We start from the raw sequence: 12,140 nt of genomic DNA on the forward strand, positions 1-12,140 counted from the left end.
TAGAACTGTGACTCATACTATACTAGCTTTTTTCAAAAGGGGTTAACCAGACAAACTAAAAATTTGCTCATGTTAACAAGTTTCAACTTACGTTTCGTTAGGTGAACTTTACTTCAAGTTGAGTACAATAAGTAATCCGGTTGTTCGTATTTAGAGGATAAAAAATGGGCCGTTTCATTCCAGTTGATAACGCTGAAATGAAGCGACCCATTAGTTTTGAATTTATTAGTCTAGTCAATTATTTCTCATCAGTGGCTGTATTCGTCTTCAACTGGGAGTGTTTAACGGAATAGCCAAAGTAAACGACCATACCGATGGCTAACCATACCACGAAGCGAATCCAAGTGACAGGCTTCAGGTTGATTAGTAGGAAGACACAACAGATGATTGACATGATTGGTACAAACGGGACCCATGGCGTTTTGAAGGGACGCCGAAGATCTGGTTGTGTTTTACGTAACCGTAAGATGGAGAAGGAAACTAGGGTAAAGGCAGTCAAAGTACCGATATTCACCAGTTCAGCTAAGTCAGCTAATGGAATCAAGCCACCCATGATTGCGGCAATCGACCCAAACAAGACGGTTGATTTAAGTGGTGCACCGGTCTTGGCGCTAATATCGCTAAAGACATGGGGGAGTAATCCATCCCGCGACATGGAGAAGGAAATCCGAGTTTGACCGTAGAGACAGACTAACATTACAGTGGTCATACCAAGAATCGCGCCAAGGTCAATGATTCCGGCCATCCAATTTTGACCGGAGTAAATAAGAACGGCCGAGATCGGATGATCAATGTACTTGGCAAACGTTTCAAATGGGACCACGCCAGTCATGATGGCTGATACAGCCACGTAGAGAATGGTACAGATACCAAGAGACAGTAACATGGAACGTGGGAGTGTTTTGGATGGTTCCAATGTTTCTTCAACGCTGGATGAAATGGCGTCAAAACCGATGAAGGCGAAGAAAACGCTAGAGGCTGCGCCGAAGACCCCTTTGAAGCCAAATGGTAATAACGGACTCCAGTTTGCCGGTTTGATGAAGCGCACCGCGGTAAAGATGAATAAAAGAACAACGGCTAATTTAATCACTACCATGACGTTATTGACGCGTTTAGTTTCTTTGACCCCGAGAGACAATAAAGTGGTAATCAGGATAATAATGGTGAAGGCCGGCAGATTAAAATAGCTGGTCACACCAGGGACGGAACCTGCAGCTGCCGACAAAGCAGCGGGCAGTTTGAGGCCGAAGCCCGCCAAGAATGATTGAAAGTAGCCTGACCAGCCCGCTGAAACGGTTGAGACAGCGAAAAGGTATTCTAACATCAAGTCCCAGCCGATAATGAATGCAACAATTTCGCCGAGGGTTGTGTAGGCATAGGTGTACGCTGACCCACTTTCAGGCACCATCGCAGCGAATTCAGCGTAGCAGAGTGAAGCAAACAGGCAAGCAATTGCAGCTAAGACGAATGAGATCATTAGGCCGGGACCCGCCGTCAAGGCCCCCGTACCAGTTAAAACGAAGATCCCGGTCCCGATGATGGCCCCAATTCCCAGCATCGTTAGGTCAAATGTTTTAAGTTCCTTTTTGAGCGGACTGTGATAAGTGGCTAACATTGCATTGATATCTTTTTTGCGGAGTAACCGCGTGTGTGATAAATCCATAATCATCGCCCCATTTCGATGTGATAGCTTTAGTTTAATCGGTTTTGACAAAGTTACGATGGTCAATCCGACCAAAATAAATATTCTGATGGGCTATAGTGACTAAAAGCCAAATAATTGGACGCAATCGCGCGACATCCTGCGACTTCTTATTGATTGTCTGACTAATCGTGATTAATTAGCTACGGTATTCAACGCCTATTAATAGGGTGATATAGCGAACATGGCGGGGATTGTTTTTCTGAAGGTTAACTTACCTTGTGATTGCGATTGTTAGTGGGGATTATTGAAGGACCTTAGAAAATATGGTTTTGGCTCACTAAATCGCCACTTGATTGATGCAACCTGAAGAACTGGAGAGAGTGAGCGGCTTATTGGAACCCTTTTTTATTGATATCGATTATATGAATAAAATGGGATTATGATTATCCTTAAAGTATTTTGATGAATCAAATTGGATAATTAATTTTCTTGCAGGTAAAACGGCCTACGGGAAACTGATGTGACTCGTCTCGACCTTCCAATATCAACATTTATTGACCACATTTGCATAAATTTTATTATTCCAAATACAAACTTGATTGCAATTCTAAAATTAACAAATACGAATGATATTCATTAGTTGGTGACAATGGGTTTGGCGTTTGCTATATTCAAAAGGAGAACGCAAATCAAGGCCTGACCAATATTAAAGGCCACTTGAAATTAGTGGACTACTGGGTCTGCTGATTGTTGCTGGTATCGAAGCTAGTGATTGCAATGACTGGCAGATCTTGAATCAAAAAAGGGGATAGCAAGCTGATTGGTTTGGTGTTGGTAATAAAAGTATTGATACTAGTACGTCTGCATTCATAATGTATAAAGCATTGCCAGACTATTTCCAGATAATAAAGTTGGGAGGCATTAGTCATGTCGTCATTTCTTAAAGCAAAGACCGTTACACATTACGTGCTTTTTGCAATTATCCTTATTAGTAGCTTCTGTTTATACGGGTACGTTAAAAATCGTATTGAGTTAAATCAAGCGAGGACTGTACTAACAACAATATTAAAAAGCAGTCCTTATGACGTGCGTGTCTCGAGAAACACAATAATCAAGGAAGAATCCGGCCCTTTTAGCGGCATTATTTGGTATGAATACACATTTGCAACCAGCCAAACATTAGCGGAAAGTAAGAAATACAAAAAGTTTTTGCATCAGTCATCAAAAAATATGACCCTGAAAAATTGCCCCATCGTCTATCGCGTAATCGTTAGACCGCCGACTAAAAAAATAAAGCATTGGACGGGTGAAATCTATCTCGATACCAATCAAAAACTCAGCGCAACGGGACGTTCGAATTACGTCCAAGCTTTAAGCGACAAGTCTTTGTGTGAACTAACGATTTCATAAAAAGCCATTAACCAGGTGGTTCCAATGATTTAGTTTACTATCGGCCTACATTGAAAAATGGGGTAGGTAATGCGTTAACTCAATCAGGCCATACAACAGATGTTCAGAAGGGGTGGTCGAATCGAGTTGTGTTGATTGTCTAATCAACGCAACTTTTTTATTTGAGGATTTAACTTGGTCAAAAATATTTGTTATGAGTTTCTCCAGTGGTAGCAGAGGTATACTGCAATGATTGAATAAACCGATCCGTAAGATAATGACCCACAAAAAAACAGCTGGGAGACTTCACCAGCTGCTTCAAAGATTTGATTTATTAACGATGTCGTCGATAGTAACGGTAGACGACCGCTAATAAAATAATAATTAGTAAAATACCAACGGCCGCTCGCGGGCCCGCAATGTGTTCGGTTAAGTGAAACATGCGAATGGGGCCGAGGCCGTGAATTCCAAGCATTGCAAGCATTGAACGCGCCCTCCTTAAGCATAATTATTAGCTATTTAATGATTAAATGCAAAAATTATATTCGCAAAAGATTATTATCTCACTACTATCTGCGGTAAAATAAAACCATCATTAATAAATTAGGTGGGTGCCTCCATTGCAATATATTCAGCCAATTTTCTATACAATTATCGTTTTAAACGCGGCCGCGGCGTTCGTTACCGTGTTCCGGGATCGTAATCGGGACATCGCGGCCACTTGGGCTTGGCTACTCGTGTTGATTTGGTTGCCGATTATTGGGTTTATCGCGTACGCTTTTGTCGGTCGTAAGTTACCAAAAAACCGGTTATTTCGGTTACGTAAAGAGACGCAAATTAGACTCGAACAGATGATTCAGCGGCAACGTGAAGCCCTGGGAACGGAATTGATGCCCGCAGATGCGGTCACTAGTTCGGTTCGTGGGATGGTCAGTTTATTCTTGAATTCCGATGGCGCGTTACTAAGCCGTAAAAACCGGGTCAAGATTTATACGGATGGACATGAGAAGTTCCATGCGATGTTCCAAGATATTGAAGCAGCTAAGAATCATATTCATATTGAATATTACACATTTTATAATGACCAGATTGGAAATGAATTATTACACCTTTTAGAGCGGAAAGCAGCCCAAGGCGTCGACGTTCGTGTCTTGTACGATCCGTGGGGGTCGATGGGCACGTTCCGCAGCTTCTTTAAGCATTTAGAAGAACTTGGTGGGCATGCCCGACCGTTCTTGGGTGCTCATTCAGCGATTTTGGACTTCCGTCTCAACTTCCGTGATCACCGTAAGATCGTGGTAACGGATGGCCGGGTCGGCTACGTCGGTGGTTTTAACGTTGGTGACCAGTACCTTGGTCGTAGTAAGAAGTTTGGTTACTGGCGTGATACCCATTTGCGGATCGTCGGTTCAGGAGTTTTTGAATTGCAGGAACGTTTCATTCGTGATTGGAACGCCACCGATGCGGAACATCGAATCGTGCCAGACGTTAATATGTTCCCAGTCATTCGCGTTAAAGGGAATACTTCATTACAGATCGTCTCCAGTGGCCCGGACAGTGATGCACAACAGATTAAATTGGGTTATATTAAAATGATTATGACAGCTCAACACCGTTTATGGATTCAGTCGCCATACCTAATTCCGGACGATTCCGTATTAGATGCGATTAAAATCGCTGCGATGTCAGGGGTTGACGTCCGCATTATGGTGCCGGACAAACCTGATCATGCCTTTGTTTACCGGGCAACTCAGTACTATGCCCGGGAGCTGGCAGATGCTGGTGTAAAAATCTATTATTATAATAATGGTTTTATTCATGCCAAGACCATCGTGATTGATGGTCAGGTGGCGTCAGTGGGCTCAGCTAATATGGACTTCCGGAGCTTTAAGCTCAACTTTGAAGTGAACGCCTTTTTATATGATGCTGATTTAGCACAAGAATTGGAACGGATTTTCTTAGAAGATCAAAAAATCAGTAGTTTGATTACCGTTCAAGACTTTAAAAATCAATCATTCTGGTTGAAGTTCAAGCAGACATTTTCACGGTTGTTATCACCAATTTTATAATTAAACAATTGAATAGATGATGCAAAAAAACTGATTTTGGAAAGTTATTGACTTTCAAAACCAGTTTTTTTAGTGTTCCTTAGTCGTTCAAGTACAATTGGCGCAAATTATTAATATCCGCTACGGATAACCCAAGCACTTCTCGTAAATAACCAATACCATTGCCGTAGAGGTCGTCGAAAACCCGAAAGACCATCTTCATATTGTCGGCTTCAACAGCCATGGCAACGTTGAATTGGCTAGCTAGGTCACCAGCATTGGCCTTGGTAATAATCGTAGCGGTATCCATACTGTCTGCGGCCATGAAGACGGCGTTAGTGAGCAGGTAGTCCTGCATAATCGTTTCACGGGGGACGTCTAGGGCCGTCATAATGAGCGCACCCGCGACCCCCGTTCGGTCTTTACCAGCAGCACAGTGAAAGAGTACCGATTGGTCGGGCTGGTCGTTGGTGAGGAGGGTCGCAAATAAATTTTGCCAGACTTTCACGGCATGACTATCCGTAACCATTTGCGCATATGTTTGTGCGTTGAAGGAATCATCGACGACCATTCGCTTGATGAGCCGTTTTAAACGGCGATCAAAGCGACGATTGTCAGTGAACGGATAGACAGACGTATTAATATACTTAGTATTCTTGGGATAACGGTCTGGAGACATCTCAGCTTCATTGGCTTGGCGCAGATCGATATCATAACGGAGTCCGTAGTTATCCAAGTAGGTGAGATCGCGGTTAGTGAGTAGTGACATGCCACCGCAACGCAGCAGTTTTTGCCACTTGATTGTCTGACCAGCGGTGTTCTCATAACCCCCCAGTTCTCGGAAGTTGATGCCGTGTTCTAGTCGTAAGACCCGATTGTGTTCCATAGTCTGATTACCTCGATTAGTGATTTAGCTTTATTATAACCGCTTTCATTTCCGGTGTCAGGGTAAAGTGGGTGCAAAAATTAGAATTGGATACTAAAAAAACTGTCAGACCAGAATTGGCTGACAAGTTTTTTTAGGTATTAGTGAGACTTAATTAGTCCCCGTTGTAAATCGAATTTTTAACTACCACATAGTCGCACTTAGTAATGGCCTTTAAATCCCGGCCACCGGCATATGAGATGGATGATTGTAAGTCTTCTTGCATCTCGTTTAAGGTGTCAACTAAGCGGCCCCGGTAAGGAACCAGCATTTGTTTACCCTCAACGTTTTTATGTTCGCCTTTTTGAGTTTCACTGGCGGAACCGTAGTATTGCTTATAAGTCTTACCATCGATTTTTAAAATGTTGCCGGGTGATTCTTGGTGTCCGGCCAACATTGAGCCAATCATGACCATCGTAGCGCCGAACCGAATCGACTTGGCGATGTCACCATTGGTCCGGACACCACCGTCTGCGATGATTGGTTTGCGAGCGGCCTTAGCACACCACCGGACAGCAGCTAATTGCCAGCCGCCAGTACCAAAGCCCGTTTTGACTTTAGTAATGCAGGCCTTACCCGGGCCAACGCCAACCTTAGTTGCATCGGCACCAGCATTTTCAAGGTCGCGAACGGCGGCTGGTGTGGCCACATTTCCGGCAATTACAAAACTATCCGGAAGGACGTCTTTGATGTGCTTGATCATCGCAATGACACTGTCAGCATGACCATGTGCGATATCAATCGTGATATATTCTGGCACGATTTGATTAGTAGCCAGGTCGTCGATAAAGTCATACTCGCTGGACTTAACACCGACCGAAATAGATGCGTACAGTTGCGCGGCATGCATCGTTTCAATAAAAGCACGGCGGGTCTCGGGGGCGAAGCGGTGCATAATGTAGAAGTAGTCGTTAGTGGCGAGCCACTTGGCAATCTCGTCGTTGATGACGGTTGCCATATTGGCAGGCACCACTGGAATCTTAAAACGACGGCCACCCAATTCTACGGTCGTATCGGCTTCCGAACGACTATTAATGACACACTTGTTCGGAATTAGTTGAATATCTTCGTAATCAAAAATCTCCATGCCCATGATGCAAAACTCCTTTAAGTTAATTCACGGTGTCACGTTCAATTAGCCCCAAATGTTGTGATCGATAACGTTAGTTTGTTCGCGATCGGGACCAACAGAGAAGGTGGCAATTTTAACGCCGACGAGTTCTTCTAATTTACGCAAGTAGTTCTGTGCATTAGTTGGCAGTTCCTCAAAGGTTTTAACGCCAGTAATGTCTTCGTCCCAGCCAGGAAGTTCTTCATAGATAGGTTTGCAAGCTTCTAATTCCTTCAGACTAGCAGGGTAGTGATAGATGGTTTCGCCGTTTAAGTCATAAGCGGTACATACCTTGATGGTCTTTAAGCCCGTCAAGACGTCTAAGCAGTTCAAACTAAGATGAGTAAACCCAGAAACTCGTTTAGCATGCCGTAATACAACGCTATCGAACCAACCAATCCGCCGAGGACGTTTAGTAACGGTCCCATATTCATGGGCCGTTTCACGAATGAAATCACCGACTTCGTCAAAGAGTTCAGTTGGGAATGGGCCGTCACCGACGCGGGAAGTGTAGGCTTTTAAGACCCCAACACAGTTATCGATTTTAGATGGGCCAACACCGCTCCCAATAGTAACACCACCGGCAACTGGGTTAGATGAAGTAACGTAAGGGTAAGTCCCTTGGTCAATATCCAGCATGACTCCCTGAGCACCTTCAAATAGGACGCGTTGACCGTTATCTAACGCATCATTAATGACAACGGAAGTATCGGTGACGAATGGTTTCAAAGTTTGACCATAAGCGTAATAGTCATCAAAAATATCTTCAAATTTCAGTGGTTCTAAGTCATAAAGCTTGGTAATAATTTGGTTCTTTTCAGCTAAGTTGCGCTTGAGTAACGCCGCAAAGGTGTCCTTATCAAGCAGGTCGGCTACGCGAATCCCAATTCGTTCAGCCTTATCCATGTAGGCTGGGCCGATTCCCTTATTAGTCGTCCCAATCTTGCCACCGGCTTTAGCTTTTTCTTGAGCGCCATCTAATGTGATGTGGTAAGGCAAGATGACGTGTGCACGGTTAGAGATTCTAAGGTTGTCAGGATTAACGCCCTTGTCCCGCAAGTATTGTAATTCTTCAACTAATGACTTGGGATTTAAGACCACGCCGTTCCCAATGACAGCTAACTTATCATGGAAGAAAATCCCTGATGGAATCAGCCGTAATTTGAAAGTTTGCCCATTAAATACGATGGTGTGGCCGGCGTTATCGCCGCCTTGGTAACGTGATACCACATCTGCTTCCTGACTCAAAAAGTCCGTGATCTTTCCTTTACCTTCATCGCCCCACTGGCTACCTACTACTACGACTGATGCCATATTCTTCCACCTCATTAAATAGTTTAATTATGAATAATTAATCCTAAAGAGTAGTTAAACGTTCACCACTCCAACAGGAAAGAGTATAGCAACTTTAACGTCAAAACGCAACCCAAAAGCCGAATGTTCTTGTTTTGAGCACAAATAATCGTTCATAATTAAGGTGAATTAGTTCGAAAACAAGTCCTTAATATGGAAACGAAGTGAAAAATAACAGTATTTTTTCATTGTTCGTCTCTATTAATTACTCGAGGGGTATGCTATAATAATGTTCGTGTTTTGTTAGTGAATACCTAAAAAGAAATGAGGATTAGCAATGATTGATCGTTATACGCGTCCCGCGATGGGCAAAGTATGGTCGTTAGAAAATCAGTACCAAGCATGGTTGGAGGTAGAGATTGCTGCCGACGAGGCCTGGGCTGAATTAGGGAAGATTCCAGCAAGTGATGTTGCTAAAATTCGAGAGAATGCCAAGTTTGATGTTGACCGGATCGCGGAGATTGAAGCCGTAACGCATCATGATGTGGTTGCTTTTACGCGCGATGTTTCCGAGTCGTTGGGTGCAGAACGTAAGTGGGTTCACTATGGGCTGACCAGTACTGACGTTGTCGACACGGCGCAAGGTTACCGGTTGAAGCAGGCTAACGCGATTATTCGCCAAGACTTACAAGATTTACGGGCGACACTAGCACAACAAGCGAAAAAATATAAATATACGGTTGAAATGGGGCGGACACACGGCGTCCACGCTGAACCAACCACATTTGGATTGAAGATTGCCCGGTGGTATTCTGAAATTAATCGGGATATCGAGCGTTTTGAACACGCGGCCGCAGGCGTTGAAGCGGGTAAAATCAGTGGGGCCGTTGGGACTTTTGCGAACATTCCACCATTTGTTGAAGAATTTGTCTGCAAACAACTTGGATTGCGCGCACAAGAAATTTCGACGCAAGTTTTACCACGGGACTTACATGCCGAATACATTGCTAGTTTGGCCTTGATTGCAACAAGCGTTGAAGTGTTTGCAACCGAAATTCGTGGTTTGCAAAAATCTGAAACTCATGAAGTTGAAGAATTCTTTAATAAAGGTCAGAAAGGCTCATCAGCAATGCCTCACAAGCGTAATCCCATCGGTTCTGAGAACGTGACGGGGTTGGCACGAGTTATTCGCGGCCACATGATGACCGCCTATGAAGATGTGCCATTGTGGCATGAACGGGATATTTCCCACTCTTCTGCGGAGCGGATCATCTTACCAGATACCACGATTTTAGTGGATTATATCTTAACTCGAATCAATAAGATTATTAAGACGCTGACGGTGTTCCCAGAACGGATGAAGCAAAACATGGATGCGACTTACGGGTTGATCTACAGTCAACGTGTCTTGCTCAAGTTGATTGATACGGGGATGTCTCGTGAAAGTGCTTATGACCTCGTTCAACCACTGACGGCTAAGTCATGGGATGAACAGTTACAATTCAAGCCACTTGTTGAAGGTAACGCCGAGATTCGTGAACATTTGGACCAGGCTGCGATTGATGATGCGTTTGACTATCATTACCATCTTCGCCACGTTGATGATATTTTCAAACGATTGGGATTAGACGATTAATTTAAAAACGATGAAGCCCCAGCGATGGTAATCGCTGAGGCTTTTATTATGATTAAAACGTGTTAAAAAGATGGGCTGTTTATTCGTCAGCCGATGCGCGTCCTATTCCGGCCTCCAGGGCTGGGGACGATTACTGGCTATTTTTGAGCTTGATAATGGCACGGTTTAATCATGCTTCATACTAAACGATAACTAGCGCAATGCGTGTAAGTACCTTGATTTCAGTTCAAGGGACCAAATGTTAGGTGCGTCGCAATCAGACCATACCCAAGTGCCATATGACGCTGTTCTTTGCGCGTGAGGCGCTGTAATTGGGTGTGAACGTATTGGTAGAGGTCACGATGCTGGCGTGGTAGAGTCATTGGGACCATATAGTTACGATAATAGGCTTGATATAGCTGGATGGTTACTTGCTGTGGCGAAACGTTGTTATTCAGGTCGATTGCAGCTGCCAGTAGCGCTTGGCGGTAGGAATCGGATGGTTGATTGGTAATCGGCTGATTATAAGCAGCATCTACTAAGGTAAATAATTTTTGAGCATCCACATCCATTGTTAGGACCAACCTTTCAATCGTTGAGATAGGCGCAATTATAGCATGGTCAGTATGCTTGATGTGCAGGCCCGAGTTGGTTTCTAAAGTAATGGAACGAACATAACCAGAGCCGCCAATGAGTGGGGGTCATTGGCGGCTCTGGTTATTAATAAGGGATTAATCAAGCGGCGGTCGCAGCAGTGTTTTCTGTTTTAAGCCCGGTGCCAAGCTGCGTAGCCGATGGTTGGGAAAATACCGATCAAACGGTCGATTTGTTCGCGGTCTAATTGATATTCGATAGCTGGCAGTAGTGCGTTGACGGCATCTTCAGCTTGATCACTGATTTCAGTCACGCCAACGAGATGGCCGTCTTGGTCATGGACCTGTTTACTAGCGGCAATCGGTTCCTTGGAGACTTGATAATACCAGTAATCTGCTAAATCGTTATCACTAATGGTTAAGCCGGCCTTTTCAGCAGCCGGTATTTTCATGCCGGCTTGCGCAATTCGTGGTGAAGTAAAGACGACCGATGGAATTACCGGATAGTCAATGGGAGCACTGGTTTGACCAGAGAACAAACGCATCAAGTATTTGGACTCAAAATAGGCTGCAGGTGTGACCTTTGGCAAGTCATTGGCAAGGACATCACCGGCTGCATAGATGTTAGGAACGTTGGTTTGCAAGTGATCGTTGACATAAACGCCGTGGCGGTCATATTTGACGCCAATCTGGTCTAAGCCTAAGCCATCTAAGTTTGGAATTCGACCAGTCGCATCTAGGATCCAGTCGGTCGTTAATTGCTGGTGGTCGCCATAACTAACTTGGAACTGGTCATCCTGTTTGGTAAATGCTTGCACGTTGGCATTTTTGATGAAGGTTACCCCACGTTCGGTTAAGTCGTCAACCACTTGTGTAACGAATGGTTGGTAAAAATCACGGAGGGCCTGGTCGCCATGTAACATGACTGTCACTTGGGCACCGGCCGCGTTAGCGATGGTGGCAAATTCCATACCAATATAGCCTGCGCCAATGATGACGATACTTTGTGGTAACCGTTTAAGGTTCATAAAATCACTACTATCGTGGGCGAGCTTGGTCCCCGGAATATCTAAACGATGGGGCTTTAAACCAGTCGCAATAACGATTTTTTCAGCGGTAATGGTTTGCTGATCATCAACGACAACGGTGTGAGCGTCCTTGAACGTGGCATGACCATGAATGATCGTTGCGCCACCATCTTCCAAACGAGCTGTCAGGCCTGCTGGTAAGGGATCAATAATCTCTTGTTTATGGGCCACGTTGGCCGTCCAATTAATGGTTGGTGCACTGCTCAAAATATCATTGAGGCGTGCTGCTTCCCGCGTTAATTTGACAGGTTCATCAAGAGTGATTTTGGCGTTACAACCACGATTAGGGCAGGTGCCCCCAATCAGACCACTCTCAATCACACCGACGCGAACACCAGTCTTGGCGAGTGGTGCGGCGCCATCAAACGTGGCGTGACCCGCACCAATGTATAACACATCGTAATCGTATTTGTTTGTCATGATTTATCAGCCT

General features: G+C 44.4%; 10 protein-coding genes. 3 read left to right on the plus strand and 7 right to left on the minus strand.

The genetic code is table 11. The features are described from left to right. Positions 1–238 precede the first annotated feature (238 nt). Positions 239–1,663, minus strand: coding sequence for an amino acid permease (locus E5260_RS01620; protein ID WP_003643474.1), 1,425 nt, complete (start codon positions 1,661–1,663; stop codon positions 239–241). 909 nt (positions 1,664–2,572) lie between these two features. Between E5260_RS01620 and E5260_RS01625 the strand changes: the two genes are divergently transcribed. After that, the gene (locus E5260_RS01625) at positions 2,573–3,055 is read left to right on the plus strand and encodes a hypothetical protein (RefSeq protein ID WP_003642496.1); all 483 of its coding nucleotides are present in this window, start codon (positions 2,573–2,575) and stop codon (positions 3,053–3,055) included. 313 nt (positions 3,056–3,368) lie between these two features. Here E5260_RS01625 and E5260_RS01630 read toward each other — a convergent pair whose 3' ends face one another. Continuing rightward, entirely contained in the window at positions 3,369–3,518 is a 150-nt protein-coding gene (locus E5260_RS01630; RefSeq protein WP_003642495.1) for a hypothetical protein, read from the minus strand. A gap of 136 nt (positions 3,519–3,654) precedes the next feature. Here E5260_RS01630 and cls point away from each other — a divergent pair, with 136 nt between their 5' ends. Continuing rightward, positions 3,655–5,103, plus strand: a complete 1,449-nt coding sequence (cls, locus tag E5260_RS01635) for a cardiolipin synthase (protein WP_015381020.1) — start codon at positions 3,655–3,657, stop codon at positions 5,101–5,103. Positions 5,104–5,182: 79 nt separating this feature from the next. Here cls and E5260_RS01640 read toward each other — a convergent pair whose 3' ends face one another. The 3 genes from E5260_RS01640 to E5260_RS01650 all read right to left on the minus strand — a co-directional run bounded on the left by E5260_RS01640 (position 5,183) and on the right by E5260_RS01650 (position 8,432). After that, positions 5,183–5,968, minus strand: a complete 786-nt coding sequence (locus tag E5260_RS01640) for a tyrosine-protein phosphatase (protein WP_003642493.1) — start codon at positions 5,966–5,968, stop codon at positions 5,183–5,185. Between the two features lie 154 nt (positions 5,969–6,122). After that, positions 6,123–7,094: a GMP reductase gene (locus E5260_RS01645; protein WP_024272289.1), complete on the minus strand. Its 972-nt coding sequence runs from the start codon at positions 7,092–7,094 to the stop codon at positions 6,123–6,125. A gap of 48 nt (positions 7,095–7,142) precedes the next feature. Continuing rightward, the gene (locus tag E5260_RS01650; RefSeq protein ID WP_003643473.1) at positions 7,143–8,432 is read right to left on the minus strand and encodes an adenylosuccinate synthase; all 1,290 of its coding nucleotides are present in this window, start codon (positions 8,430–8,432) and stop codon (positions 7,143–7,145) included. Between the two features lie 316 nt (positions 8,433–8,748). Between E5260_RS01650 and purB the strand changes: the two genes are divergently transcribed. Next, positions 8,749–10,047 (plus strand): adenylosuccinate lyase, encoded by a 1,299-nt coding sequence (purB, locus tag E5260_RS01655; RefSeq protein WP_003642490.1) that lies wholly within the window; start codon positions 8,749–8,751, stop codon positions 10,045–10,047. Between the two features lie 221 nt (positions 10,048–10,268). Here purB and E5260_RS01660 read toward each other — a convergent pair whose 3' ends face one another. Both E5260_RS01660 and E5260_RS01665 read right to left on the minus strand, forming a co-directional pair. Next, positions 10,269–10,598 carry a bacteriocin immunity protein gene (locus tag E5260_RS01660; protein WP_003642489.1) on the minus strand — a complete coding sequence of 110 codons (330 nt, stop codon included), beginning with the start codon at positions 10,596–10,598 and terminating at the stop codon, positions 10,269–10,271. Positions 10,599–10,792: 194 nt separating this feature from the next. Then, a complete protein-coding gene (locus E5260_RS01665) occupies positions 10,793–12,127 on the minus strand; it encodes a dihydrolipoyl dehydrogenase family protein (RefSeq protein WP_003642488.1) in 1,335 nt (444 codons plus the stop codon). Positions 12,128–12,140: the final 13 nt, after the last annotated feature.

This window comes from Lactiplantibacillus plantarum, assembly GCF_014131735.1.
Lineage (GTDB): Bacteria > Bacillota > Bacilli > Lactobacillales > Lactobacillaceae > Lactiplantibacillus > Lactiplantibacillus plantarum.